The 23,679-nt window shown below is 70.5% G+C and carries 22 protein-coding genes and 16 pseudogenes; 10 read left to right on the forward strand and 28 right to left on the reverse strand.

What is annotated here, in order from left to right:
• Positions 1 to 82 precede the first annotated feature (82 nt).
• Positions 83 to 808, forward strand: coding sequence for an IclR family transcriptional regulator (locus tag LP418_RS02095; RefSeq protein WP_272496307.1), 726 nt, complete (start codon positions 83 to 85; stop codon positions 806 to 808).
• Positions 809 to 836: 28 nt separating this feature from the next.
• Here LP418_RS02095 and LP418_RS02100 read toward each other — a convergent pair whose 3' ends face one another.
• The 19 genes and pseudogenes from LP418_RS02100 to LP418_RS32150 form a co-directional block, all read right to left on the reverse strand.
• Entirely contained in the window at positions 837 to 1,940 is a 1,104-nt protein-coding gene (locus tag LP418_RS02100; protein WP_257955051.1) for a hypothetical protein, read from the reverse strand.
• The gene (locus LP418_RS02105) at positions 1,841 to 2,380 is read right to left on the reverse strand and encodes a hypothetical protein (RefSeq protein WP_257955052.1); all 540 of its coding nucleotides are present in this window, start codon (positions 2,378 to 2,380) and stop codon (positions 1,841 to 1,843) included. Before LP418_RS02105 ends, LP418_RS02100 begins: the two co-directional genes overlap by 100 nt.
• A 45-nt stretch (positions 2,381 to 2,425) precedes the next feature.
• Positions 2,426 to 2,650, reverse strand: coding sequence for a hypothetical protein (locus tag LP418_RS02110; RefSeq protein WP_257955053.1), 225 nt, complete (start codon positions 2,648 to 2,650; stop codon positions 2,426 to 2,428).
• Between the two features lie 102 nt (positions 2,651 to 2,752).
• Positions 2,753 to 3,611 (reverse strand): annotated as a pseudogene (gene mutM, locus LP418_RS02115) (bifunctional DNA-formamidopyrimidine glycosylase/DNA-(apurinic or apyrimidinic site) lyase).
• A 3-nt stretch (positions 3,612 to 3,614) separates the two neighbouring features.
• The gene (locus tag LP418_RS02120) at positions 3,615 to 4,187 is read right to left on the reverse strand and encodes a ribonuclease III family protein (RefSeq protein ID WP_257955054.1); all 573 of its coding nucleotides are present in this window, start codon (positions 4,185 to 4,187) and stop codon (positions 3,615 to 3,617) included.
• A gap of 1 nt (position 4,188) precedes the next feature.
• A pseudogene (locus LP418_RS30175) lies at positions 4,189 to 4,302 on the reverse strand (ribonuclease III); the annotation flags it as partial.
• A gap of 38 nt (positions 4,303 to 4,340) precedes the next feature.
• A pseudogene (gene rpmF, locus LP418_RS02125) lies at positions 4,341 to 4,526 on the reverse strand (50S ribosomal protein L32).
• 58 nt (positions 4,527 to 4,584) lie between these two features.
• A pseudogene (locus tag LP418_RS02130) lies at positions 4,585 to 5,158 on the reverse strand (YceD family protein).
• A complete protein-coding gene (gene coaD, locus LP418_RS02135) occupies positions 5,158 to 5,757 on the reverse strand; it encodes a pantetheine-phosphate adenylyltransferase (protein ID WP_336275885.1) in 600 nt (199 codons plus the stop codon). Before coaD ends, LP418_RS02130 begins: the two are co-directional and overlap by 1 nt.
• A gap of 89 nt (positions 5,758 to 5,846) precedes the next feature.
• On the reverse strand, positions 5,847 to 5,975 hold the full coding sequence (locus LP418_RS02140; RefSeq protein WP_257957300.1) for a hypothetical protein: 129 nt from the start codon (positions 5,973 to 5,975) through the stop codon (positions 5,847 to 5,849).
• Positions 5,969 to 6,358, reverse strand: coding sequence for an RsmD family RNA methyltransferase (locus tag LP418_RS02145; protein WP_257955055.1), 390 nt, complete (start codon positions 6,356 to 6,358; stop codon positions 5,969 to 5,971). The genes LP418_RS02140 and LP418_RS02145 overlap by 7 nt, the downstream gene beginning before the upstream one ends.
• A gap of 394 nt (positions 6,359 to 6,752) precedes the next feature.
• A pseudogene (locus tag LP418_RS30180) lies at positions 6,753 to 7,151 on the reverse strand (helicase-related protein); the annotation flags it as partial.
• A 133-nt stretch (positions 7,152 to 7,284) separates the two neighbouring features.
• Positions 7,285 to 7,998, reverse strand: a pseudogene (locus tag LP418_RS30185) (DEAD/DEAH box helicase); the annotation flags it as partial.
• Complete coding sequence (locus LP418_RS02160; RefSeq protein ID WP_257955056.1) at positions 7,919 to 8,563, reverse strand: hypothetical protein; 645 nt, start codon at positions 8,561 to 8,563, stop codon at positions 7,919 to 7,921. The pseudogene LP418_RS30185 and the gene LP418_RS02160, both read right to left, overlap by 80 nt.
• Positions 8,564 to 8,899 carry a hypothetical protein gene (locus tag LP418_RS02165; RefSeq protein ID WP_257955057.1) on the reverse strand — a complete coding sequence of 112 codons (336 nt, stop codon included), beginning with the start codon at positions 8,897 to 8,899 and terminating at the stop codon, positions 8,564 to 8,566.
• Positions 8,808 to 10,133, reverse strand: coding sequence for a DAK2 domain-containing protein (locus LP418_RS02170; RefSeq protein WP_257955058.1), 1,326 nt, complete (start codon positions 10,131 to 10,133; stop codon positions 8,808 to 8,810). Before LP418_RS02170 ends, LP418_RS02165 begins: the two co-directional genes overlap by 92 nt.
• Before the next feature lie 205 nt (positions 10,134 to 10,338).
• Positions 10,339 to 10,525: pseudogene (gene rpmB / locus LP418_RS02175) on the reverse strand (50S ribosomal protein L28).
• Between the two features lie 178 nt (positions 10,526 to 10,703).
• A complete protein-coding gene (locus tag LP418_RS02180; RefSeq protein ID WP_442940088.1) occupies positions 10,704 to 11,342 on the reverse strand; it encodes an AIR synthase related protein in 639 nt (212 codons plus the stop codon).
• Positions 11,343 to 11,376: 34 nt separating this feature from the next.
• A pseudogene (locus LP418_RS32150) lies at positions 11,377 to 11,613 on the reverse strand (AIR synthase related protein); the annotation flags it as partial.
• Positions 11,614 to 11,735: 122 nt separating this feature from the next.
• Between LP418_RS32150 and LP418_RS02185 the strand changes: the two are divergent.
• On the forward strand, positions 11,736 to 11,972 hold the full coding sequence (locus tag LP418_RS02185; RefSeq protein WP_257955059.1) for an Lrp/AsnC family transcriptional regulator: 237 nt from the start codon (positions 11,736 to 11,738) through the stop codon (positions 11,970 to 11,972).
• 47 nt (positions 11,973 to 12,019) lie between these two features.
• Positions 12,020 to 12,367 (forward strand): annotated as a pseudogene (locus LP418_RS32155) (DUF3515 family protein); the annotation flags it as partial.
• 159 nt (positions 12,368 to 12,526) lie between these two features.
• Here the strand turns inward: LP418_RS32155 and LP418_RS02190 are convergent.
• Both LP418_RS02190 and LP418_RS30190 read right to left on the reverse strand, forming a co-directional pair.
• Positions 12,527 to 13,420, reverse strand: a complete 894-nt coding sequence (locus LP418_RS02190; RefSeq protein ID WP_336275886.1) for a D-alanine--D-alanine ligase family protein — start codon at positions 13,418 to 13,420, stop codon at positions 12,527 to 12,529.
• A 13-nt stretch (positions 13,421 to 13,433) separates the two neighbouring features.
• Positions 13,434 to 13,589: pseudogene (locus tag LP418_RS30190) on the reverse strand (D-alanine--D-alanine ligase A); the annotation flags it as partial.
• A gap of 32 nt (positions 13,590 to 13,621) precedes the next feature.
• Here LP418_RS30190 and LP418_RS30195 point away from each other — a divergent pair.
• Positions 13,622 to 13,894: pseudogene (locus LP418_RS30195) on the forward strand (PLP-dependent transferase); the annotation flags it as partial.
• A gap of 106 nt (positions 13,895 to 14,000) precedes the next feature.
• Positions 14,001 to 14,696 carry a trans-sulfuration enzyme family protein gene (locus LP418_RS30200; RefSeq protein WP_336275887.1) on the forward strand — a complete coding sequence of 232 codons (696 nt, stop codon included), beginning with the start codon at positions 14,001 to 14,003 and terminating at the stop codon, positions 14,694 to 14,696.
• A 95-nt stretch (positions 14,697 to 14,791) separates the two neighbouring features.
• Here the strand turns inward: LP418_RS30200 and LP418_RS02200 are convergent, their stop codons facing one another.
• Positions 14,792 to 15,793 (reverse strand): NAD(P)H-dependent glycerol-3-phosphate dehydrogenase, encoded by a 1,002-nt coding sequence (locus LP418_RS02200; protein WP_257955060.1) that lies wholly within the window; start codon positions 15,791 to 15,793, stop codon positions 14,792 to 14,794.
• 337 nt (positions 15,794 to 16,130) lie between these two features.
• A pseudogene (locus LP418_RS02205) lies at positions 16,131 to 16,613 on the reverse strand (lysophospholipid acyltransferase family protein); the annotation flags it as partial.
• On the opposite strand from LP418_RS02205, the gene cofC reads away from it, so the two are divergent.
• Positions 16,612 to 17,247 carry a 2-phospho-L-lactate guanylyltransferase gene (gene cofC / locus LP418_RS02210; protein WP_257955061.1) on the forward strand — a complete coding sequence of 212 codons (636 nt, stop codon included), beginning with the start codon at positions 16,612 to 16,614 and terminating at the stop codon, positions 17,245 to 17,247. The pseudogene LP418_RS02205 and the gene cofC overlap by 2 nt on opposite strands.
• Before the next feature lie 28 nt (positions 17,248 to 17,275).
• On the opposite strand, the gene LP418_RS02215 is transcribed toward cofC, so the two are convergent.
• The 3 genes and pseudogenes from LP418_RS02215 to leuC all read right to left on the reverse strand — a co-directional run bounded on the left by LP418_RS02215 (position 17,276) and on the right by leuC (position 20,163).
• Positions 17,276 to 17,899 carry an HU family DNA-binding protein gene (locus LP418_RS02215; protein ID WP_257955062.1) on the reverse strand — a complete coding sequence of 208 codons (624 nt, stop codon included), beginning with the start codon at positions 17,897 to 17,899 and terminating at the stop codon, positions 17,276 to 17,278.
• 212 nt (positions 17,900 to 18,111) lie between these two features.
• Positions 18,112 to 18,719 (reverse strand): annotated as a pseudogene (gene leuD / locus LP418_RS02220) (3-isopropylmalate dehydratase small subunit).
• Between the two features lie 3 nt (positions 18,720 to 18,722).
• Positions 18,723 to 20,163 (reverse strand): annotated as a pseudogene (leuC, locus tag LP418_RS02230) (3-isopropylmalate dehydratase large subunit).
• Positions 20,164 to 20,256: 93 nt separating this feature from the next.
• Here leuC and LP418_RS02235 point away from each other — a divergent pair.
• The 3 genes and pseudogenes from LP418_RS02235 to LP418_RS02245 all read left to right on the forward strand — a co-directional run bounded on the left by LP418_RS02235 (position 20,257) and on the right by LP418_RS02245 (position 21,309).
• Positions 20,257 to 20,978 (forward strand): annotated as a pseudogene (locus LP418_RS02235) (IclR family transcriptional regulator).
• 53 nt (positions 20,979 to 21,031) lie between these two features.
• On the forward strand, positions 21,032 to 21,202 hold the full coding sequence (locus LP418_RS02240; RefSeq protein ID WP_257955063.1) for a hypothetical protein: 171 nt from the start codon (positions 21,032 to 21,034) through the stop codon (positions 21,200 to 21,202).
• Positions 21,184 to 21,309 carry a hypothetical protein gene (locus LP418_RS02245; protein ID WP_257955064.1) on the forward strand — a complete coding sequence of 42 codons (126 nt, stop codon included), beginning with the start codon at positions 21,184 to 21,186 and terminating at the stop codon, positions 21,307 to 21,309. Before LP418_RS02240 ends, LP418_RS02245 begins: the two co-directional genes overlap by 19 nt.
• A 6-nt stretch (positions 21,310 to 21,315) precedes the next feature.
• Here the strand turns inward: LP418_RS02245 and LP418_RS02250 are convergent, their stop codons facing one another.
• Together LP418_RS02250 and LP418_RS02255 are read right to left on the reverse strand one after the other, a co-directional pair.
• Complete coding sequence (locus LP418_RS02250) at positions 21,316 to 21,645, reverse strand: methylated-DNA--[protein]-cysteine S-methyltransferase (RefSeq protein WP_336275888.1); 330 nt, start codon at positions 21,643 to 21,645, stop codon at positions 21,316 to 21,318.
• Between the two features lie 155 nt (positions 21,646 to 21,800).
• Entirely contained in the window at positions 21,801 to 23,273 is a 1,473-nt protein-coding gene (locus LP418_RS02255) for an AlkA N-terminal domain-containing protein (RefSeq protein ID WP_257955065.1), read from the reverse strand.
• Positions 23,274 to 23,528: 255 nt separating this feature from the next.
• Between LP418_RS02255 and LP418_RS32160 the strand changes: the two are divergent.
• Positions 23,529 to 23,663 (forward strand): annotated as a pseudogene (locus LP418_RS32160) (helix-turn-helix domain-containing protein); the annotation flags it as partial.
• Positions 23,664 to 23,679 lie beyond the last annotated feature (16 nt).

Raw genomic sequence — 23,679 nt, forward strand, 5'->3', positions numbered from 1 at the left:
CGGCGCTACACTTCCACCATTCGGAAACCAACTTGAGGAGATTGACGTGGCGGAGAAAGAGCCGAAGGCACGCTCTGGAGGCGTGCAATCGATCGAGCGCGCCTTCGGGCTGCTCGAGACGATGGCGGACGCCGGCGGAATGATGGGGCTCTCCCAGCTCGCCACCTCATCCGGGCTTCCCCTGCCCACGATCCACCGCCCGGTCCGCACCCCGGTCGACCTCGGCTACCTCCGGCAGGAGCCGTCGCGGCAATACGTCCCGGGCCCGCGCCTGATCCGGCTCGGCGAGAGCTCGTCCAACATGCTGAGCATCTGGGCCAAGCCGCACCTCGCCGCCCTCGTCGACGAGCTCGGCGAGTCGGCCAACCTCGCGATGCTTGACGGCGACCAGATCGTGTACGTCGCCCAGGTGCCGTCGCGCCACTCGATGCGGATGTTCACCGAGGTCGGTCGTCGCGTGTTGCCCCACTGCACGGCCGTCGGCAAGGCGATCCCGGCCGAGCTGCCGGAAGGGCAGGTGCGCGAACTGCTCCAACGCACCGGCATGCCGCGGCACACCGACAACACCCTCACCAACCCCGACGACTTCGCCCAGCAGCTCGTGCTGGCGGCGAAGACCGGCTACGCGATGGACGAGGGCGAGCAGGAGATCGGCGTCCGCTGCGTCGCGGTGAACGTGCCCGACGTACCCACCCGGCTCGCGCTGTCCGTCTCCGGCCCGGCCGAGCGGATGTCGCAGGAACTCGTCGAGCGAGCCGTGCCGCTACTGACCCGGGCCGGCAAGGCGTTGTCGGCCGACCTCAGCTGAGGCCTGCCCGGGCTCACCTGAAGCACACTCAGTCGCGGTGCTGGTCCCGGCGGCGCCGTGCGGCGATGAGGAGCGCGCCGAGGCCACCGAGCACCCCGACGGGCACGGCGTCGGTGATGGTGAGGGTCGTGCCCGAACCGCCCGGCAGCAGGACCGGGTCGGGCACCGCACCGACGGAGTCACCGTCGACGTCCACCGCGAGGACGTCGAGACCGCGCACCAGGTCGACCGAGTAGGCGAGGTTGGTCTTCTTGCCGGTGGCGACGCCGCGCGAGTTGTAGACGGGGACCCAGTAGCTGTCCCAGACCTCGGAGGCGCCGAACCACGCGAACCCGTGACTGCTGGGCGCTGTCGGGTCGGTGACGTCGATGAACTGGGTGCCGCCGCCGTAGTAGCCCACCGACACCAGCCCGGACTGGTGGTAGTCGAACCAGTGCGCGGAGCAGAACGCGCCGACCGGCAGGGGGTACGTCGCCGGGTCGGCCAGCTCCACCTTGGCGAGCGGCACGATGGACCCGTCGGAGCCGTCCGTCCGCTTGACGTGCCAGGTCTGGAACGACCCGGCGGTCGCGCAGTTGGTGTCCTCGTAGTCCTCCTCGGTGACGAGCAGGATGTTGCCGTTGGCCAACGAGGGCGCCGCGTCCGGCCGGAACGTCCCGGCATTGGGCTGGAAGGAGTTGTGGTGGATGAAGTTGTTGAAGCCGTTGGTCATGCCGTCCCGGGCCGAGTCGCCCGCCGCCCCGGTGTTGGCGATCTCCACGGGGGCGACCGGGTTGGAGACGTCGTAGACGTAGGAGCCGCCGGCCCCGGTGTGGGTCCCGCGCCCGGCGCCGTCGAAGTTCCACTTGTGCCCGCCCCAGCCGACCGCGTCGGAGCGGAAGGGCTGGACTCCGGCGACAGCCGCGTCGCTGTCGACCTCCACGGGGTGGTCGAGGTCGGACAGGTCGAAGATCGAGAAGCTGCCCCGGCCCGGAACCGCACTGTCGTCACCGGCGGAGTAGACGTAGCGGCAGTCCGTGTCGACGACGCACGTCACCGTGTGGGTGCTGGTGGTCGACGGGACCCGCGAGCGGATCTTCGGCGTCGTGGGGTCGGTGACGTCGACGACGATGAGCTCATAGTCCCCACGCACGGGGTCGTTGACGTGCTCGATGTCGCCCGGGGAGGCCTCGGTAGAGGTCGACGCCGATCAGGGCGAAGCGCTGGGTGGTGCCCCCGACCTTGCGCTCGCCGCAGTTCATCGCCTCGTTCTCGAACTGCAGGCTTGGCAGGGTCCCGACGCTGCTGGGGGTCGAGGGGGTTGCTGATGTCGTGCACCACGACCGAGTCGAGGCCGGACATGACGAACAGCGGCGCCGTCTTCATGAAGCAGCCGGAGATCCCGGCCGAGCCGGGGTTGCTGTCCACCAGGCTGACGCTGGGGCTCATCGCGACCGGGACGTTGAGCCCCGCGGTGTACTCAGTCCGCTTCTGCTCCGGGCGGTCACGGTCGCCGTGGGCGAGGGCAGGAGCGGTCAGGGCGACGGAGGCCGCGAGACCCATGGCCGCAGCAGCGGCAGGCAGGATGCGCATGGCCCATCAACGACACAGACGTGTCGCTGGTCACGCCCTGTCCGATCAGGCCGGGAGCATCTCCGGCTCGAGCATCTCCGCCTCGAGCGTGGCTGTCGCCTGCTCGGCGATCAGCCGGTCGTTCTCGACTCGGAGTCGCAGCACCAGTGTCTCGAGCTCGGCGACCCGGTTGCGCAGTCGCTGGTTCTCGAGACCCTGTCGGGCGGGGATGCGTTGGTCGCTGTGGAGATAGCCGATCAGCGCCTTCGCCATGAGGAGCGCCCCTTGCATGTTGGTGTGGGCGACCGCGGCTTGCGGCCGTCTACAAGAGTCCCACCGTGATGGGTGTGGGTCAATGTGGGGCGGTCGATATTCGCGAGCGAAGCGAGCGGATCATGCACGCTTCCGGCGTGGTCGCGGTGGTTTCTGACACACCGGGCAGAAGAACGACGAGCGGTTCATGAAGGCGGCCCGCTTCATCGCCGTCCCGCAGCGGTCGCAGGGCTCACCCTCCCGCCCGTAGGCGTGCAGGGACCGGTCGAAGTAGCCCGATTCGCCGTTGACGTTGACGTAGAGCGCGTCGAAGGACGTGCCGCCCCGGCCGAGCGCGTCCTGCATGACGGTGGTCGCGTGGGTCAGCACGTCGTTGGCCTGCGCGAGCGTGAGCCGGTCCCCCGGCCGGTCGAAGTGCAGCCCGGCCCGCCACAGCGCTTCGTCGGCGTAGATGTTGCCGATGCCCGACACGAGGTTCTGGTCGAGGAGCTGGCGCTTGATCCCGACGGTACGGCGACGCATCCGCCTGACCACGTCGTCCCGGGTCGAACTCAGGGTCGAGCGGGTCGCGGCCGATGTGCGCAATCTCGTTCGGCAGCTCGGCGCCGCCCTCGGAGACGAGCAGGCCGCCGAACATGCGCTGGTCCACGAACCGCATCTCAACTCCGTCCGACAGGACGAACCGCACCCTCAGATGCTTCTCGTCGTCGGCTCCGGGCTGCTGGAGCAGCATCTGCCCGCTCATGCCGAGGTGGCCGAGCACGGCGTCACCGGAGGACAGGGCGAGCCAGAAGTACTTCCCGCGTCGGTGTACGGCCTCGATCCGCTCCCCGATCAGGGCGGCGACGAACCCGTCGGCGCCCCGCGGGTCACGCCGCAGCGGGCGCGGGTGCAGCACCTCGACACCGGTGACGGTGGCGCCGGTGACGTGGCGGGCGAGGCCGGCGCGGACGACCTCGACCTCGGGGAGCTCGGGCAAGGATCAGGCTTGCGCGTCGATGGCCCGGGCCTGCGCCTCGGAGAGCTCGAGGTAGGCGGTCTCGGCCGCACCCTGCTCGGCCTGCTTCTTCGAGCGGCCGGTGCCGTGGCCGTAGAGCTGGTCGCCGACGCGGACGCGGGCAACGAAGGTCTTCATGTGGTCGGGGCCGTCGTCCTCGATGACGTATTCCGGCACTCCGAGCGCGAGGGCCGCGGACAGCTCCTGCAGGGAGGTCTTCCAGTCGAGGCCGGCCCCCATGGAGGCGGCGGCGACCATCACGTCGTCGAAGAGCAGGTGCACGACGTCGGCGGAGGCCTCGATGCCGCCGCTCATGTGGATCGCGCCGATCAACGCCTCGACGGTGTCGGAGAGGATCGAGGCCTTCTCGCGGCCCCCGGTCGACTCTTCACCGCGGCCGAGCTTGATGTGCTTGCCGAGGTCGATCCGGCGAGCCACGTCGGCCAACGCACGAGCGTTGACCACAGCGGCGCGGAGCTTGGCCAGCCGCCCCTCGGAGAGGTCGGGGTGGCTGGTGTAGAGCGTCTCGGGTGACCACGACCCCGAGCACCGAGTCACCCGGGAACTCGAGCCGCTCGTTGGTCGGCAGCCCACCGTTCTCGTAGGCGAACGAACGGTGGGTCAGCGCGCTCGAGGAGCTCGGGATCCGGGACTGGATTCCCGAGCGCCTCACGCAGCTCCCGGGTGCTCAGCGGAGTTGCTTGAACTCGCTCAGAGGACCTGGCGACGGGCGGCGCGGGCGCCGTGCTGGCCGCAGGCACCGCAGGCACGGTGCGGCAGGTGCTTCTCGGCGCAGGCCGGGTTGGCGCAGGTCACGAGGCTCGGCGCGACGGCCTTCCACTGCGACCGGCGGTGGCGCGTGTTGCTTCACGACATCTTCCGCTTCGGAACAGCCATGGTTCTCTCCTTGTGTTGCCGACCGAGTCGCCTCGGGCGTAAGTGTCAGTCTGTGGATTCAGTCTGTGGTGGTGCTGGGGTCCTGCAGTGTTTCAAGCCCTTGGAGTCCGGCCCACCGGGGGTCGATCGGCTCCTCGTGCTCGTGCTCGGGATCGTCGGCCAGTCGGGCGCCACACTCGACGCACAAACCGGGACAGTCCTCCTCGCACAGCGGCTGGAACGGAAGTGCAAGCACCACCGCGTCCCGCAGCAGTGGCTCGAGGTCGAGCAGGTCGTCCTCGAGCCGGCTGGTCTCGTCCTCAAGGTCCGTGTCGGACGCGTCGTGCCGGACGTCGTCGTACACGAACAGCTCCCCGGAGCCGGACGGAGATCTCGTCCTCGATCGGCGCCGGGCACCGTGCGCATTCGCCGTCCAGCTCTGCCGTAGCGGAGCCGGAGACCAGCACGCCCTCCATGACCGCCTCCAGCCGCAGGTCGAGTTCGACCGGCGAGCCTTCGGGGACACGCAAGACTTCGATGCCAAGTTCTGTCGGCGCAGGCACGGTGCGAACAATTTCCAGCTGGGACCCCGGGCGGCGGCCGAGCTCGCGTGTGTCGAGCACGAGCGGCGCTCTCGGGTCCGAGCTGGTCATCACTTCACTCCAAACCGGACACTGAACAGAACCACGGAATCGTAGCCGTCCGGCGGGTGAACGGGCAAAACGGAGGTCAGTCGGTGCCGCTCTCGCGCTCGGCCAGCCGCTTGAGCAGCAGCTCGCGCACGAACTCGGGCACCGGGCCGGTCACGTCGCCACCGAAGGTGGCCACTTCCTTGACCGGGCTGCTGGCCGGGAACGACCACTCGGGGCTCGTCGGCACGAAGACCGTCTCGACGACCGGGGCCAGGGCTGGAGTTCATCTGCGCCATCTGCAGCTCGTAGTCGAAGTCGGTCACGGCACGCAGCCCCTTGACGATCGCGTCGATCTCGTTCTGCAGGCAGAAGTCGGTGAGCAGTCCGGTGAACCCGTCCACCCTGACGTTGTCCCAGCCCGCGCACGCCTCGCCCAGCATCTCGATCCGCTCCTCGGCGGAGAAGAGGCGGTTCTTGGACTTGTTCACGCCGACCGCGACGACAACCTCGTCGAAGAGCTTCGCGGACCGCCCGATGATGTCGAGGTGGCCGTTGGTCACCGGGTCGAAGGAGCCGGGGCAGACCGCCCTGTGCAAGCGGCCGGGGGTGCGCTCGGGCATCGGGTCACTCCTGACCGTCGGGGGATCCAGCAGGGGGTCGGGCGGCGTGACCGTACCAAAGCATCGTCTCGCCGTACTTCTTCGACCGCTCACCGTCCGGAGCCGGTCGGCCGGGCCAGCGCGGGGCCACGCACGGACCGCTCGACGACGACCAGAGCCCCCGGGACCAGCCAGTCCCCGTCCACCGGGGCCGCCGGGGGCAGCCCTGACGTCAGCATCGGACAGGGGGTAGGGCGGGTCCAGGGAACACGATGTCGTAGGGCGCCGACGGGCTCCTGCGCAGCGCGGTGACCACCGACGTCGCGACCACGTTGGTGCGCGCGGCACCCAACGTCTCGGCGTTGCGGGCGATCAGGGCAGCGGTCTTGCGGTCCTGCTCCACGAACGTGACGACGCCCGCACCCCGTGACCGGGCCTCGAGCCCCACGGCGCCGGACCCGGCGTAGAGGTCGAGGAACCGCAGGCCGTCGAGCGAGCCGCACCACGCCTCGACGGCGGAGAACAGGGCCTCGCGCACGCGGTCGCTGGTCGGGCGGGTGGCGACACCGCGCGGTGTGACCCGGGCGCCGCCCCCGGCCGCTCCCCCGATGATCCGGGTCATGACTTGTCCACGAACTCTGAGTGCCGGGAGGCCTCGATGTCGGCGACGGCGGCCGCCGGGACGGGGTACGGCGCCGGTCGGCGTCCTCCGCCAGCAGCTCGTCGGCGGCCTCACGTGCCCGGATGATCGTCTTCTCGTCGCGCAGCACCCGCAGCGTGACCGGGCTGGACCGGAAGCCCGACTGGTTGGCGCCGAGCACGTCGCCCTCGCGGCGCTGCTCGAGGTCGACCTTGCTGAGCTCGAAGCCGTCGGTGGTCGACGCGACCGCGTCCAGTCGCTCGCGAGCCGGCGTGTCGGCCTCGGCGCGGGACACCAGCAGGCACAGCCCGGGCAGGCCACCTCGACCGACCCGGCCGCGGAGCTGGTGGAGCTGGCTGACGCCGAACCGGTCGGCGTCGAGGAGCACCATGGTCGTGGCGTTGTGGACGTCGACGCCGACCTCGATCACGGTGGTGGAGACGAGGACATCGATCTGGCCGGCGGCGAAGGCGCGCATCGTGCGGTCCTTCTCGTCGGGCGGCAGCTTGCCGTGCAGGATCGCGGTGCGCAGGCCGTGCAGCGCTCCCCCGGCGAGCTCCTCGTGCAGGTCCTCGACGGCGGCGAGCGGCATCTTCTTGGTGGTCACCTCGCCGTCCTCGTCGACGTCGAGCTGGTCGCTCTCGCCCTCCTCGAGGGTGTCGCCGCTGATGCGGGGGCACACGACGTAGGCCTGATGGCCCTTGCCGACCTCCTCGCGCACCCGCTCCCAGACGCGCCCGATCCAGGGACGGCTGATCGGCGAGCGGCACGACATTGGTCTGGATAGGGGCGCGGCCGGCCGGCAGCTCGGTGAGCACGGAGGTCTCGAGGTCGCCGAAGACGGTCATCGCGACGGTCCGCGGAATCGGGGTCGCGGTCATCACCAGCACGTGCGGCGGTGAGCCGGCCTTGTCGGTGAGGGCCGCTCGCTGCTTGACGCCGAATCGGTGCTGCTCGTCGACCACCACCGGGCCCGGGTCGGCGAAGGAGACGGAGTCCTCGAGGAGCGCGTGCGTGCCGATCACGATGCCAGCCTCCCCACTTGCCATCAGTCCAAGCGCGTGGTCCTTGGCGGCCTTGGGCATGGACCCCGTCAGCAGGGCCACTGATGTGCCGTCGGCCGCACCGCCGAGCATCCCGCCCCGGGCGAGGTCACCGAGCATCGCGGAGATCGAGCGGTGGTGCTGCTGGGCGAGCACCTCTGTCGGCGCGAGCAGCACGGCCCGGCCGCCCGAGTCGACCACGCGCAGCATCGCGCGCAGCGCGACCAGCGTCTTGCCGGAGCCCACCTCTCCCTGCAGGAGGCGGTTCATCGGGTGCGGCTGGGCGAGCTCGGTCTCGAGGACCGCGCCGATCTCGCGCTGGCCGCCCGTGAGCTCGAACGGCAGTCGCTCGTCGAACGCCTCCAGCAGTCTCCCGCCACCCGTCCGTGCCTGCGCTCCGAGGGCACGCTGGGCCGCCCGTCGGCGAGCGAGCACCAGCTGGAGGACGAGCGCCTCCTCGAAACGGAACCGTCGCTGGGCGGCACCGGCCCGGGCGTAGTCATCGGGGCCGTGCACGAGCCGGAGCGCGGTCATCACGTCGAGCACGTCGTATCGCTGGCGCAGCTCGGGCGTCAGCATGTCGGGGCACGTCGGTGACCGGGTCGAGCGCCACCCGGATCACCTTGATCAGGTCCCAGACGTAGAGCTTGTTGGTGAGCGGATAGACGGGCAGCAGCTTGCTGAGGGTCTCGTCCTCAGCGTCGCCGTCGCCGAACATCAGCTGGTGCGGCTGCTCGAGCTGCCAGCTGCCGTTGAAGATCTTGGTCTTGCCGGTGAACAGGCCGCGGCTGCCGGGCGCCATCTGCTCGACGTACGAGTTGGCCTGCCCCGCATAAGGACTGAAGAACGACAGCGAGAAGGAAGGGCCGTTGGTGCGGATGCGGACCTCGGTGCGGAACTGCGTCTTGCGCCCGCGCTGGAAGGGCTTCACGGAGGCGCTGGTCACCTCACCGACGACCGACAGCAGCTGCCCGACCTCGGGGGTGCCCACCTCGGTGAGCTCGGTGGTCTCGACGTAGCGCCGCGGGAAGTGCCGCAGCAGCTGCCCCACCGTGGTGATGCCGAGGCCCTCCTCGACGAGCTTGCGCTTGGGCGAGCGGCCGAAGACGCTCGCCACCGGCGAATCAGGTGTGATCGAGACCATTCACTCCACGCTCACGAGCAGGGGGTAACGGTCCCGGCCTCCGTCATAGACCACCACGTCGACGGCGGGGTGGGTGCTCTCGACGTACGCCGAGACGCCGGCCGCCAGCTCCTCGCCCCCGGCGCCCGAGACGATCGTGATCAGCTCGCCACCGCCGCCGAGCAACCGCTCGACGACGTCGACGGCAACGGTGTGGGCGTCCCGGCCGACGATCGCGAAGTCACCGGCGATGACACCGAGCACGTCACCGGGCTCGCACGGGCCGGCCATCGTCATCGCCTGCTTGGCGGCGACGGTGATGGCGCCGTGGCGGGCGTGGCGCGCGGTGGCGGTCATCTCGCGGACGTCCCGGTCCGAAGGTGCGGCCCGGCTCGTGCACTGCGATGGCCGCGAGCCCCCGGACTCGGGCCTGCGAGGCCACCACCTCGACGCGGATCTCGCCGCTCTCCTCCGCGGTGCGCGCAGCGATCTCGGCGACGCGGACCGAGTCGGCGTCGTTGGGCAGGACCACCACCTCGGCCGCCCCACACTGCATGATCGCTTCGAGGATCTGACCGGTCGACGGTCGTTGGCCGGGGCCACCCGCGACGACGACGGCGCCCGCTTCCTCGAAGAGGGCCGCCAGCCCGGGGCCGGCGGCGACGGCCACGACCTTGCGACCGGTCCGCGTCGTGGGTCGGCGGGCCTGCGCGGCCTCGGCGACCTGCTCGGCGAAGTGCGTCACGCGCACGCGGTAGGGCCGGCCAGCCTCGATGCCGGCCTCGATCGCGGCGCCCACGTCGTCGACGTGGACGTGGACGTTCCAGAGGCGGTCGCTGCCGACGACGACCGGGCTGTCGCCGAGCGCGCCCAGCACCTTCTTGAGCACGGGGATCGCGGTGTCCTCGGCATCGAGGAGATACATCACCTCGTAGGACGGGCCGTCGGGAGTGAGGTCAGCATCGCCGGCGAGCGCGTGGAGCGGCACGGGGATGCGGTGGACGCCCGCGGGCGCCGGCGGTGGGCGACGGCCGGTCGAGACGGTCTCGGCCGCGTCCAGCACGACGCACAACCCTCGTCCGCCGGCGTCCACGACCCCGGCGTCCGCCGGGGCCTTGAGCTGGGTGGGTGTGCGCGCGAGCGCCTCGCGGGCGGCGGCCGCGGCCGCGGTGAAGACGTCGCGGGTGCGTGCTCCCTCGAGCGCGGCCCGCGCCATCGCCGCGTCGGACGCGGCTCGGGACACCGACAGGATCGTGCCCTCGACGGGGACACCGACCGCAGCATAGGAGGCGTCGGTGGCACGCTGCATGGCCTCGGCCACCACGAGGGCGTTCTGCACGGTGCCGTCGTCCTCGGCCAGCCGGGAGACGTATGCCCCGAGCATCTGGCTCAGGATGACGCCGGAGTTGCCGCGGGCGCCCGGGAGGGCGCCCCGGGCCACGATCCGGAAGGCGGCGGTCGTGTCGAGCTCGGGATCCTCGGCGATCGCTTCGGACGATCGCGTCGCCGGCCGCGGAGACGGTGAGGAACATGTTGGTGCCGGTGTCGCCGTCGGGCACGGGATAGACGTTGAGCGCGTCGATCTCCTCACGCGCCCCCGAGAGGGCGTCGGTGGCGATCTCCACGAACCGGGCCAGTGCCAGCGTCGACATGCCGCTCGGCACGGTCTCCATCGCGGGCACCTTTCACGGACGTGGGCGTCGAAGGGCACAGGCTAGCGCCGGTGACCGACAACCAACATACGAACAGACCCCGAGAGCAGGGCTCTCGGGGTCTGTTGCGAAGACTGCGTCAGGTCAGCGGGAGACCTTGCCGGCCTTGATGCAACCGGTGCAGACGTTCAGACGCTTGGGCGCACCGTTGACGGTGGCGCGCACGCGCTGGATGTTCAGGGTCGAAGCGACGCTTCGTAATCTTGCGCGACCGGGGTCGGTTGTTGCCGAAGCCGGGCTTCTTGGCGCAGATGTCACAGACGGCAGCCACCGTGTACTCCTGAAGATTCGTTGGTGATTCGAGAACGTGCGGGCCCGCCCGGAGCCGAGACCGGCCAGCGAGCAACCGAACAAGAGTATCCGACCTGCCGGGTTGGGAGAAATCGAGCCCGGTCTGCTCAGAAGTGCGTCCAGCCGGTGGGGCCTTCGTACTCCCCCGCCGTCCACGGTCACACCGGCACCCTCGCTGACCTCGCCGATGACCTGCCAACCCTCCGGCACGTCCCGGGCACTGGGGAAGGTCGCGAGCAGCGCATGGTCGTCGCCGCCGCCGAGCACGAACTGCAACGGGTCGGCACCGAGCGCGGCGCCCACGGCGACGAGGGGCTCGGCAAGGTCGAACGCATTGCGGCGTACGTCGATGGCGACACCGCTCTCGTCGGCCGTGCTTCGCCTCGGCGAGCAGGCCGTCGGAGATGTCGATCATGGAGGTCGCGCCCGCCTCGGCGGCAAGCCGGCCCCTGGGCGTACGGCGGTTGCGGACGGCGATAGGCCTCCACCAGCACCCGGGGCGAGCGGAAGCCGCGACCGAGCACCGCCAGTCCGCCGGCGGCCCAGCCCTGACGACCGGTGATCGCCAGCACGTCACCCGCGACCGCACCCGAGCGCACGACCGGCGCCCGGGTGCACGCGCCGATGACGGTCACGGCGATCACGATCTCGTCGGCCCGGGTCAGGTCTCCCCCGACCACGCTCGCGCCGACGCTCGCGCACTCCGCCGCGAACCCGCGGGCGAAGTCGAGCGCCCACTGGGCCGGCAGGTCGGGCGGCGCGGCCGGGGCCGATCGTGAGCGAGTGGGCGCTGCCACCCATGGCGTTGATGTCGGAGAGGTTCTGCGCGGCCGCGCGGTGCCCGACGTCCTCGGCGCTGGCCCAGTCGCGGCGGAAGTGCCGCCCCTCGACCATCAGGTCGGTGGAGACGACGACGTGTCCGTTGCGGATGCGCAGCACGGCGGCATCGTCGCCGGGCCCGATCAGCACGTGCTCGCCCTGCTCGAAGAGGGCCGTGAAGGCCTCGATCAGGCCAAATTCTCCGGCGTCGGCCGGGGTCGCGTCCGAGGGGAAAGCCATGTCGTCCATCAGACCAGATCGACGTGGTGAAGCCCGGCGCCGGGCACCTATCGAGAAGTGACCGCGCTCACGGTAGGTTGGCGCTCGCACACGTACATGCACCACTTCGATCGACACCGAGGAGTCCCACGATGGTCGTCCGGGCCTACATCCTGATCCAGACCGACGTCGGCAAGGCCGCCGAGGTGGCCAAGGCCATTGCCCGGGTCAAGGGCGTCACGCTCGCCGAGGACGTCACCGGCCCCTACGACGTGATCGTTCGCGCCGAGGCCCGCAATGTCGACGAGCTCGGCAAGCTGGTCGTCTCCAAGGTGCAGAACCTCGACGGCATCACTCGCACGCTGACGTGCCCCGTCGTCCACATCTGAGCCTGACTCACCGACGCCCCGTGTCCCTGCGGACGCGGGGCGTTGCTGTGCTCTGCCTGCTGCTCGCCGCGGGTTGCTCCTCCGACCTGCCCTCGCTGTCGTCGGCGGATGCCGAGGCCTGCGCCGAGCTGACGGCCGCGCTTCCCGACCGGGTCGCCGGTGAGGACCTCACCGACGACACCGACCGCACCGCCGCCCGGGGTGGGATCGAGCTCACCTGCGGGGTCGGGTTGCCGTCGACGTACGACGACTTCGCCTCCTGCTCCGTCGTCGGGGACGTCGGCTGGTTCCTGCCCCCCGCGGAGCTCAAGGACCCGTCGTCCGACATCACGGTCACGGCGCTGACCCACTCCCCCCGCGTGAGTGTGCTCATCCCGGCCGAGCATCGCGGCAGCGACGAGGTCCAGTCGCCATCGCCGAAGCGATCACGAAGACGCTGGCCGAGACCGACCCCTGCCTGTAGCCAACCGGCACGTGGCCGCTGGTTGAGCAGCGGCAGTCAGCGCAGGCCGGTGTCGCGATCGAGCGCGAGCGTGATCAGCCGGTCGACGAGCTCAGGGATAGCTCACGCCCGACTCGGCCCACATCTGCGGGAACATCGAGGTTGGCGTGAAGCCGGGCATCGTGTTCAGCTCGTTGATGATCAACGACTGGTCCGGCAGCACGAAGAAGTCGACGCGCGCCAGTCCCTCGCAGGACAGTGCGTCGAAGGCGCGCACGGCCGGGCGCCGCAGCTCCTGCTCAACCTCGGGCGGCAGGTCGGCCGGCAGATCGATCTCGGTGTCCCGGTCGGCGAGGTACTTCGCCTCGAAGTCGTAGAACTCGTGGTCGGCCCCGGTGCGCACCTCGGCCGGACGCGACGTCTCCGGATCGCCGTCGGAGGTGGCGAGCACGCCGCACTCCACCTCACGTCCGCCGACGACCGCCACCTCGACGAGCACCTTGGCGTCGTACTGGAGAGCGAGCTCGATGGCCTCGGCGATCTCGCCGCGGTCGTGGATCTTGCTGATGCCGATGCTGGAACCGCCGCGGGCGGGCTTGGCGAAGGACGGGTAGTCGAGCGCCTCGATCCGCTCGATGACGGAGAGCTGGTCGGTCGCCCAGTCCCGGCGAGTGACGGTGATGCCGGGCGTGACCGGCAGACCGGCGGCCTCCAGCACGATCTTCATGTAGGCCTTGTCCATACCGACCGCGGAGGCGAGCACGCCGGAGCCGACGTAGCGGACGCCGGCCATCTCGAGCATGCCCTGCAGCGTGCCGTCCTCGCCCCGGGGACCGTGCAGCAGCGGGAAGACGACATCGACCGAGCCGAGGGTCTGCGGCACTCGGGCGGCCTCGGTGACGACGAGGTCGGTCGAGCCCGCGGCACCCAACAGGGCGACCATCGAGCGGCTGGCGTCGACCTCGGGCAGCGTCCGATCCGCTGATCGCGAGTCGGCTGGCGTCATCGACCTCGAGCACCCAGCGCCCGTCCGTGGCGATGCCGACCGGCACCACGTCGTACTTCTCCCGATCGATCGCGGCCAGCACGCTCCCGGCCGTGACGCAGGAGATGCCGTGTTCACTGGACCGACCGCCGAAGACGACTGCGACGCGAGGCTTCCGGGGCTCGTTCATTGGCCCGACCCTATCGGCCTACGCTGATCGACATGGCTCCAGACCCGTCCCTCTCCCCCGCCACGATCGCCGTCACGGCCGGCCGACCGACCCGTGAACCGGACGCGCCGCTCAACACGCCGATCACGATGGCCTCGACCTACGTCGCCGGCGGTGACCTCGAGTACGGCCGCTACGCCAACGCGACCCGGACCGCGCTGGAGGACGCGCTCGGCGCCCTCGAGGGCGGTCGCTGCCTGACCTTCGCGTCCGGCATGGCGGCGGTGACCACGGTTCTCGACCTCGTCGCCAACGGCGCCAAGGTCGTCGCTCCGCGGCACTCCTACAGCGGAACGATCCCGGCGCTGGCCGACCTCGAGTCGCGCGGCCGGATCCAAAGCCGAGCTCGTCGACATCACCGACACCGATGCCGTGGTCAAGGCCTGCGAGGACGCCGCCCCGGTCTGGCTGGAGTCCCCCACCAACCCCGCGCTCGAGCTGGCCGACATCGAGACGATCACCGCCGCCGCGCACGAGGCCGGGGCGTATGTCGCCGTCGACAACACCTTCGCCACTCCCCTGCTGCAGACGCCGCTCGCGATGGGCGTCGACCTCGTCGTGCACTCCGCGACGAAGTACCTCGCCGGGCACAGCGACGTCCTGCTCGGTGCGATCTGCACGACGGACGACGAGCTGTTCGCCGTGCTCAAGAACCGTCGCGACCTGATGGGCGCGATCCCCGGACCGTTCGAGGCCCGGCTGGTGCTCCGCGGCATGCGCACCCTCCACCTGCGGGTGGAGCGGTCACAGGCCAATGCGCAGGAGCTCGTACGCCGCCCGGCGGACCACCCGGCGCTCGGCGAGGTCCGCTACCCCGGCTTCGGCGGCATCGTGTCGATCGTGCTCGCGCAGGGTGCGATCGCGGCCGACCTGCTCACCCACAAGACGAAGCTGTGGGTGCACGCCACGTCGCTCGGCGGCGTCGAGTCCACCTTCGAACGCCGCCGCCGCTGGAAGGCGGAGGCGCCGACCATCCCCGAAGGACTCGTCCGGCTCTCCGTCGGCGTCGAGGACGTCGAGGACCTCTGGGACGACCTGCGCACCGCGCTCGACGGCTGCGTGGGCTGACCGAGTCGGCGCAAACCAACGGCCGAGTCGGCGCAACTTGCGCCGACTCGCCGTGCAACTTGCGCCGACTCGGCATGCAACTTGCGCCGACTCGGCTACTCGGTCTCGCTCTTCGTGTCGCGCGAGATGAAGCTGTCCATCATCTCGAGGGCCGTCTGCCGGCCGTCGACGACCGCGTCGACGGCCTCGGCGATCGGCGCATCGATGCCGGTGCGTTGGGCGAGGGCGAGCAGCGACTTGCAGGACTTGGCCCCCTCGGCGACCCGGTTGGTCGAGGCGTAGATCTCCTCGGTGGTCATCCCCTTGCCGAGGTTCTCGCCGAAGGTGCGGTTGCGCGAGAGCGGTGAGGAGCAGGTGGCCACGAGGTCGCCGAGGCCGGCGAGCCCCATCAGCGTCAGCGGGTTGGCGCCCTGCGCCATCGCGAGTCGGGCCGTCTCGGCGAGTCCACGCGTGATCAGCGAGGCGGTCGTGTTGTCACCGAAGCCGAGTCCCACCGCCATACCGACGGCAAGGCCGACGACGTTCTTGTACGCGCCGCCGATCTCGCAGCCGAGCACGTCGGTCGAGGTGTAGGGCCGGAAGGCGGCGGTGTGGAAGGCCTTCTGCAGCTGCCGGGCGACGTCCTCGTCGGCGCACGCGACGACCGAGGCGGCAGGCTCGCGGCGGGCGATCTCCTTGGCGAGGTTGGGACCGCTGACGACCGCGATGCGCTCGGGACCGGCGCCGGTCACCTCGGCGATGACCTCGCTCATCCGCTTCAGCGATCCGAGCTCGACGCCCTTCATCAGGGACACCATGGTGGCCTTCTCGGGGATCATCGGCGCCCGTGTCGTGAGGTTCTCCCGCAGGCTCTGCGAAGGAACGGTGAGCACGACGATGTCGGCGTCGGCGGTGGCCTGCTCGGCGTCGGTGGTGGCCGTGACGGTGGGCGGCAGCTCGACGCCGGGGAGGTAGCCGGTGTTCTCCCGCTTGCCGTTGATCGCCTCCGCCACCTCCTCGCGACGGGCCCACAACGTGACGTCGTTGCCGGCATCTCCGAGGACGACGGAGAACGCCGTACCCCACGAACCGGCGCTGAAGACGGCGATCTTGGTCATGGGCGATCCTTCTTCTTGGTGGGGTTGCCGATCTCCCGGACGCCGGCCTTGCGGGGTCGAAGCGCTCGGCGGGTGCCTTCTCGCCGCGCAGCTCGGCGACGATGTCGGTGATGGCGGCCATGATGCGATCGGTGGTCTCGCTGACGACCTGCGGGGTCTGCGGCTGGGCGCGGAGATCGTCGATCGAGACCGGGTCACCGGCCTTCATCGTGACCTTCTTGCGCGGGAACAGGTGAGGCCCGGACGCGTAGGGATACAGGACGTCCCGGACACCCCAGTGGCCGACCGGGATCACGGGCGCGCCCGTCGCCGTGGCGATCCGGGCGGCACCGGACTTGCCCTTCATCGGCCACAGGTCCGGATCGCGCGTCAGCGTGCCCTCGGGGTAGACGATGACGCACTCCCCGTCGTTCACGGCCCGGACTGCCGCGTCGTAGGCGCCGACGGCGTCCGCGGAGAGCCGTTCGACGGGGATCTGCTTGGCCCCCTTGAGCACGCTGCCGACGAACCCGGTGCGGAACAGGGCCGACTTCGCGAGGTAGCGCGGGATCCGGCCGGCGTCGTGGACGAAGTAGGCGGTCAGCAGCGGATCGAGGTGGGACACGTGGTTGGGGACGACGATGCAGCCACCGGCCGCGGGGATCTTGTCCGCGTCGACCCACGTGTGCGACATCGCCGCCAGCATGGACGGCTTGATGGTGACGACAGCGAAGTTGACCGCCCAGCCGCTCTTGCCCTGAACTTTGCGAACCGACACGCACTTTCCTCCTGATCGACGTGAGCAGGTTACTCGTACGGATGCGAGGATCGGGCCACACATGACTCCCCTGCCACCCACCAATTCGTTCGTCGTGATCGTGCCGGTCAAGCCGCCGGCGCGCGCCAAGTCGCGCCTCGACGCATTGCCGGCCGACAGACGTCGAGACCTCGCCGCCGCCTTCGCCGGGGACACGGTGGCCGCAGCCCGCCACACCCCACGGGTGGCCGCCGTCCTCGTCGTCACCGACGACCACCTGTTCGCCGCGCAGCTGCGCGCGGATGGTTGCGAGGTCATCCCCGACGGGGTCTCCGACGACCTCAACGCGACGCTGCAGCAGGCCGCGGCTGAGACCGGTCGGCGCTGGCCCGATGCGGTGCCCGTCGCACTGTGTGCCGACCTGCCGTGCCTGTCCCGCGACGACCTCGCGGCCGCGCTCGACGAGGTCGACGGGCCGTCCTTCGTGCGGGACGCTGCCGGCACCGGCACCACGATGTATGCCGCACCGCTCGCGTCCTTCGATCCGTCGTTCGGCCACAACTCGGCCGCCCTGCACGTGACCCACGGTGCCCGCGAGGTCCTCGCGCCAGCGCCGACGTTGCGCCTCGACGTCGACGACCCCGTCGACCCGGAGCACGCACTGGGGCTCGGCGTCGGCGAGCACACCGCGGGAGTGTGGCGGCGCCAGATGCAGTGATGGCGGGCCACCCGGAGGTGACCCGCCATCAACGCTCGTCGATCAGGCCTTCTTTGCTGCTGCCTTCTTGGCCGGGGCCTTCTTCGCAGCCGGAGCCTTCTTCGCGGCGGCAGGCGCCTTCTTGGCGGGGGCCTTCTTGGCGGCGGCCGTCGTCTTCGCCGGAGCCGCGGTCTTGGCGGGCGTGGCCTTCTTCGTGGCGGGCGCCTTCTTGGCCGGGGCCTTCTTGGCGGCGGCCGTCGTCTTGGCGGGAGCCGCCTTCTTCGCAGTCGTCTTCTTGGCCGGAGTCGCCTTCGTGGCGGCGGCCTTGGCGGGAGGCCGCCTTCTTGGCAGCCGGCGCCTTCTTGGACGGGGTCGCCTTCTTGGCAGCCGCGCCGGCAGCAGCCGTCGCCGCAGCCGCGACTGCACGCACCGACGGAGGCCCGGGCATGTTGGCGGCCGTCAGCTTGGGGAGCTTCTTGGCACCGGAGATGATGTTCTTCAGCTCCTGACCGGCCGTGAACTTGGGCACCGACTTCTTCTTCGACTTCATCCGCTCGCCGGTCTGCGGGTTGCGCACCCAGCGGGCGTTGCGCACGGTCTTCTCGAACGAGCCGAACCCGGTGATGGCGACCTTCTCGCCGCGAGCGACCTCACGCGTGATGGTGTCGAGCACCGAGTCCAGCGTGCGCGGCCTGCTTGCGGTTGCCCTCGTAGCGTGCAGCGAGTGCGTCGATGAGCTGTGTCTTGTTCACTAGCTTCCCTTCCAATGAACCATGGCACCGAGCCTGTGCCCGGCGTTCTGCTTGGCACGCTAGGCATTCGTGGCAGGGGTCACAATCACCACGGGGCGTTTTCGCGTGCTTTTCTTTGGAGGGAGAAGAGAGCTCAGACCTTTTGGGTAGCGGGTTTCCAGCTCGGTCGAGTGTTTTTCGTAGGCCGCGATGTCGGCGTCGTGACCCAGCGTGATGCCGACGTCGTCGAGGCCCTCGAGCAGGCGCCAGCGCGTGTAGTCGTCGATGTCGAAGGAGTCGACGATCGCGTCGGGACCCTCCCCGGCCTTGACGGTCCGGCTCTCCGGGTCGACCGTGACGGTCGCCCCGGGGAACTCGTCGAGGTAGTCCCAGATGCGCTGGACGACCTTCTCGTCGACCTGCGCGGCGACGAGTCCGGCCTTGCCGGAGTTGCCGCGGAAGATGTCGGCGAAGCGCGAGGAGATGACGGCCTTGAAACCGTAGTTCTGCAGCGCCCACACGGCGTGCTCACGCGACGAGCCGGTGCCGAAGTCGGGGCCGGCGACGAGGACGGTGGCGCCGGTGTACTCCGGCTTGTTGAGGACGAAGTCCGGGTCGTTGCGCCAGGGCGGCGAAGAGCCCGTCCTCGAACCCGTCGCGCGTGACGCGCTTGAGGTAGACGGCCGGGATGATCTGGTCGGTGTCGACGTTGCTGCGCTTGAGCGGCATCGCGACACCGGTGTGCGTGCTGAACTTCTCCATGACTCAGACCTCCGCGCTGACGAGGTCAGCAGGTGACGAGAGCGTGCCGCGCACAGCAGTGGCGGCAGCTACGGGGATGGACACGAGGTGGGTGCGACCACCCTTGCCCTGACGACCTTCGAAGTTGCGGTTGGACGTCGAGGCGCTGCGCTCACCGACGGCCAGCTGGTCGGGGTTCATGCCCGGGCACATCGAGCACCCGGCGCCACGCCATTCGGCGCCGGCCTCGATGAAGACCTTGTCCGGGCCCTCTTCCATCGCCTGCAGGCGAACCCGGACCGAGCCCGGGACGACCGGGGAGCCGGGTGCCCTCGGCGACCTTGTGGCCCTCGATGATCTCGGCCGCGAGGCGCAGGTCCTCGATGCGGCCGTTGGTGCAGGAGCCGACGAACACCGTGTCGACGTGCACGTCGCGCATCGGCGTACCGGCCTCGAGGCCCATGTACTTCAGCGCGTTCTCGGCGGCGATCCGGTCGGACTCCTCCTCGAAGTCGGACGGGGTCGGCACGAGCCCGCCGAGCGGCACGCCCCGGCCGGGGTTGGTGCCCCGGGTGACGAACGGCGTCATCGTCGAGGCGTCGAGGACGATCTCCTCGTCGAACTGCGCGTCGGCGTCGGTGACCAGCGTCTTCCAGTGCTCGACGGCGGCGTCCCAGTCGGCGCCCTTCGGTGCCTCGGGCTTGCCCTCGATGTAGTCGAAGGTGGTCTGGTCGGGAGCGATCAGTCCGGCCTTCGCGCCCCACTCGATGCTCATGTTGCAGACCGTCATCCGTCCCTCCATCGAGAGCTCCTCGATGGCCCGGCCGCGGTACTCCACGATGTAGCCCTGCCCGCCACCGGTGCCGGTGTGCGTGATCAGGGTCAGCACCATGTCCTTGGCGGTGACGCCGGCGGGCAGCGAGCCGTTGATGGTGACGGCCATCGTCTTCGGCTTGGCCTGCATCAGCGTCTGGGTCGCGAGCACGTGCTCGACCTCGGAGGTGCCGATGCCGAAGGCGATCGCGCCGAACGCGCCGTGCGTGCTCGTGTGGGAGTCACCGCACACGATCGTCATGCCGGGCTGCGTCAGGCCGAGCTGCGGGCCGACGACGTGCACGATGCCCTGCTCGACATCGCCGAGCGGGTGCAGGCGCACGCCGAACTCGGCACAGTTCTTGCGCAGCGTGTCGACCTGCGTCTTGGAGACCGGGTCGGCGATCGGCTGGTCCCAGTCGATCGTCGGGACGTTGTGGTCCTCGGTCGCCAGCGTCAGGTCGGGACGGCGGACCCGGCGGTCCGCGAGCCGCAGTCCGTCGAACGCCTGCGGCGAGGTCACCTCGTGGATCAGGTGGAGATCGATGTAGAGAAGGTCGGGCTCCCCGGGGGCACTACGAACGACGTGCTCGTCCCACACTTTCTCGGCCGTGGGTCTTGCCCATGTCTTGCTCCTTCTCGCATAAGAGATTGGGGTGGTACGGCGCCGCGGGATCACCGGGGCGGCGGGTGGTCTCCGACACTACCGCTTGCATCCCATGATCTGAGACGGCAGTATTGCCATATGGACAACTCTAGCGGAGTCGGCGTGCTCGACAAGGCCGCCCCGGTGCTCTCGGCCCTCGAGGCCGGACCTGCCACGCTCGCCGGTCTCGTCGCCGGCACGGGCCCGGCCCGACCCACCGCGCACCGGCTCGCCGTCGCGCTCGAGCACCACCGCCTCGTGGCCCGCGACATGCAGGGACGCTTCGTGCTCGGCCCCCGGCTCGCCGAGCTCTCCGCCGCCGCCGGCGAGGACCGCCTGCTTGCCGCCGCCGGCCCCGTGCTCGCCCGCCTGCGCGACATCACCGGTGAGTCCGCCCAGCTGTGGCGCCGCCGGGCGACCACCGCGTGTGCGTCGCCGCAGCCGAGCGACCCTCCGGCCTGCGCGACACCATCCCGATCGGTTCCCAGCTGACGATGCGCGCCGGGTCCGCCGCGCAGGTGCTCCCGGCCCGGGAGGACCCGGAGCGCATGCACCGAGGCCTCCTCAACGCCGCCTTCTCCGCCACTGCGCTGTCCGGCATCCGCCGCCGGGGCTGGGCCCAGTCGATCGGCGAGCGCGAGCAGGGCGTGGCCTCCGTGTCCGCGCCGGTGCGCTCCCCCGGCGGCAAGATCATCGCCGCCGTCTCGGTCTCCGGTCCGCTCGAGCGCCTCTCGCGCCAGCCCGGTCGCATGCACGCACCCGCCGTACTCGCTGCTGCCGACCGGCTGTCCGAGTCGCTGCGTCGCGCGGCCGCCGACTGAGCTGAGTAGGAGTGCGGTTGCCCTCCCGGGGAGCCGCGCGCCCCACTGGCGACATGAGCATCGTCGTCGCAGCACTGGTCCGCATCTGTGCGTACGCCGCAGCGTTGACCGGTTTCTACGCGGTCCTCGCCAACTTCACTCCCAAGGAGGGCGCCGCCAACCTCGGCGCCGGGCTCCCGGCCTTCGCCGCGATCGTCTCGCAAGCATGGGGGCCGTCGAGCTGATCGTCCACGACGCGTTCTCGATCCCCTTCACCGCCGCCCGGGTCCTGCTGCCGGCCGTGGTCGGGGCTGCGATCGGTCAGGCGCTTCGCCGATCCCAGCCCCGGTGAGACGAGTCAGAACAGCGCGTCCTGCTCCAGCTCGAGCAGCGTCTGCTTGCGCTCGATGCCGCCCGCGTAGCCGGTCAGCGTCCCGTTGGCACCGATCACCCGGTGGCACGGGATCACGATCGGGATCGGGTTGCGGCCGTTGGCCAGCCCGACTGCCCTGCTCGCCGCATTGGTCATGCCGAGGCGGTGCGCGACCTGTCCGTAGGACGCCGTGTCGCCGTACGGGATGAGGGTGAGCTGCTCCCACACCCGCTGCTGGAATGCTGACCCGTGTGGGGCGAGCGGGAGGTCGAACTCCTTGAGGTCGCGGGCGAAGTAGGCGGTCAGCTGGCGCACCGCCTCCGCCAGGGACCGGGTGGTCGTCGCTGCGGTCGCCGAGTGGCCGGCCGTCGGCGGGCTGCCTGAACGGGAAGAACTCGATGGCGCTGATCTTGTCGTCGCGCTCGATGATCCGCAGGTCGCCGATGGGTGAGGGCAACACGGTCCACATGTCAGTTGTCTCCTTGGGTTTGCGAGAGAGAGTGCCAGAGATAGGTCTGCGCGTAGGAGCGCCGGGGGCGCCACGCGTCGGTGTCGAGATCGGCCGGGGCACCGAGCCGTTCGAGCGCATCGCGGGTGCCGAGATCGGTGGTGAGGAAGACGTCGGGGTGGCCGAGCGCGCGCATCGCGATGTAGTCGGCAGTCCACGGACCGATCCCGGGCAGGTCGAGGAGACCGGCGCGTACGGCGTCGCGGTCATCGCCGCGGTCGAGGACCACGACCTTCTCGGCCAGCGCGCGGCACAGCCCGGTGAGGGCGCGGCCCCCGGCGCGCGGCATCGGCAGGTCCTCGGGGTCGATCGCGGCGATCGCCTCCATGCTCGGGAACAGGTGGGTCAGACCGGGGACGGTGGTCCGGATCTTGACGCCGTGCTCCCGGGTCAGGCGGGCGGCGACGGTTCGTGCGCCGGCCACGCTCACCTGCTGGCCCAGCACCGCGCGTACGGCGATCTCGTTGCCGTCGACATGACCCGGGACGCGCAGCCCCGGGGTCTGCCTGACGAGCGGGCCGAGCAGCTGGTCCCCCGCGAACGCGTCGGCCACCGCCATCGGATCGCAGTCGGCGTCGAGCAGTCGCCTTGCCCGCTCGACGGCGGCGGACGTGTCGCGCAGGTCGGTGAGCGCCAGCTCCGCGCGGACGAACGCGGTCGTGCCCTCGTCAGGCACGTCGGGCAACGTGAGCCGGATCGTGCCCGGCCCGTGCGGGAGTGCGAGGGTGCGGGCGTAGGTGTCGCCCTCCACGATCTCCACGCCGGGGATCGCGCGCAGGGAGAGGAATCCGAGGAGCTCGGTGCCGGCATAGGGCGTGCGCACGGGCAGTCGCATCACGACGGTGCCGTCGGCGACCTTCGGCCGGCCGCGTCGCCCGCGGAGGTCGGTCGGAGACACGGCGTACACCTCGCGCACGGTCTCGTTGAACTGGCGGACGCTGCTGAAGCCCGCGGCGAACGCCACGTCCGCGAACGTCATGTCCGTGGTCTCGATCAGGATCCGCGCGGTCTGCGCCCTCCGTGCGCGGGCCGGGGCCAACGGGCCGGCCCCGAGCTCGTTCGTCAGCAGGCGTCCGAGGTGCCGCGGCGTGTAGCCGACCCGGGCCGCGAGCCCGTCCACACCCTCGCGGTCGACGAGGCCGTCCGCGATGAGCCGCATCGTCCGGCCGGCAACGTCCGCCGCGACGTCCCAGTCAGGGCTGCCGGGAGTCGCGTCCGGAAGGCAGCGCTTGCAGGCCCGGAACCCGGCCGCCCGGCAGGCCGCGGCCGTCGGTCGGAACGTGACGTTGGCGAAGCCGGGCGTGCGCGCCGGGCAGCTCGGCCGGCAGTAGATCCCGGTGGTCGCGACGCACGTGTAGAACACACCGTCGAAGCGACGGTCCCTGCTCTTGACCGCTCGGTAGCAGGACTCGGGGTCCATGTCGGTGCGCTGCATGCTGACGAGTCTGGCGGAAACCGGACACGGGTTCTAGCGGAAATCGGACACCGCGGTGGCGCCGCTTTGTGACCAGTCAGTAAATGCAAGAAGGCCAGTCCCGGTGGACTGGCCTTCCCTGTGTTGTACCCCCGACCGGATTCGAACCGGCGCTACCCCCGCGCGCACCAGCACCGCGGTACCGGACGTCACAGCGGAGCGTGCTGTTATAGTTAACATATGAATGCGGTCAGTCTGGCGGATGCGGTGGATGTGATGGGCCCTGCTCATCTCGACCAGACCGCCTTTGCTGCGGCCGTGAACGTCACGCAGGCGGCCGTGAGCCAGTGGCTCTCCGGCCGCCGCTCGACCCCGACCGATGTCCGGGAGGTCCTGCGGCAGCTCGGCAACGCCCTGGATTGGGGAG

This window comes from Nocardioides sp. B-3 (assembly GCF_024703895.1).
GTDB lineage: Bacteria > Actinomycetota > Actinomycetes > Propionibacteriales > Nocardioidaceae > Nocardioides.

Excerpts from the sequence above, each read along its gene's own strand:
- cofC (WP_257955061.1), top strand. The coding sequence starts at position 16,612 with ATGACTCCCCTGCCACCCACCAATTCGTTCGTCGTGATCGTGCCGGTC.
- LP418_RS02190 (WP_336275886.1), bottom strand. The coding sequence starts at position 13,420 with ATGACGCCAGCCGACTCGCGATCAGCGGATCGGACGCTGCCCGAGGTC.
- LP418_RS02140 (WP_257957300.1), bottom strand. The coding sequence starts at position 5,975 with ATGCTGACGTCAGGGCTGCCCCCGGCGGCCCCGGTGGACGGGGACTGG.
- LP418_RS02200 (WP_257955060.1), bottom strand. The coding sequence starts at position 15,793 with ATGACCAAGATCGCCGTCTTCAGCGCCGGTTCGTGGGGTACGGCGTTC.
- LP418_RS02185 (WP_257955059.1), top strand. The coding sequence starts at position 11,736 with ATGGTCGTCCGGGCCTACATCCTGATCCAGACCGACGTCGGCAAGGCC.
- LP418_RS02255 (WP_257955065.1), bottom strand. The coding sequence starts at position 23,273 with ATGCAGCGCACCGACATGGACCCCGAGTCCTGCTACCGAGCGGTCAAG.
- coaD (WP_336275885.1), bottom strand. The coding sequence starts at position 5,757 with ATGCCCGAGCGCACCCCCGGCCGCTTGCACAGGGCGGTCTGCCCCGGC.
- LP418_RS02245 (WP_257955064.1), top strand. The coding sequence starts at position 21,184 with ATGGGGGCCGTCGAGCTGATCGTCCACGACGCGTTCTCGATCCCCTTC.
- LP418_RS02240 (WP_257955063.1), top strand. The coding sequence starts at position 21,032 with ATGAGCATCGTCGTCGCAGCACTGGTCCGCATCTGTGCGTACGCCGCA.
- LP418_RS02145 (WP_257955055.1), bottom strand. The coding sequence starts at position 6,358 with ATGACCCGGATCATCGGGGGAGCGGCCGGGGGCGGCGCCCGGGTCACA.
- LP418_RS02160 (WP_257955056.1), bottom strand. The coding sequence starts at position 8,563 with ATGGTCTCGATCACACCTGATTCGCCGGTGGCGAGCGTCTTCGGCCGC.
- LP418_RS02165 (WP_257955057.1), bottom strand. The coding sequence starts at position 8,899 with ATGACCGCCACCGCGCGCCACGCCCGCCACGGCGCCATCACCGTCGCC.
- LP418_RS02105 (WP_257955052.1), bottom strand. The coding sequence starts at position 2,380 with ATGCGCATCCTGCCTGCCGCTGCTGCGGCCATGGGTCTCGCGGCCTCC.
- LP418_RS02110 (WP_257955053.1), bottom strand. The coding sequence starts at position 2,650 with ATGCAAGGGGCGCTCCTCATGGCGAAGGCGCTGATCGGCTATCTCCAC.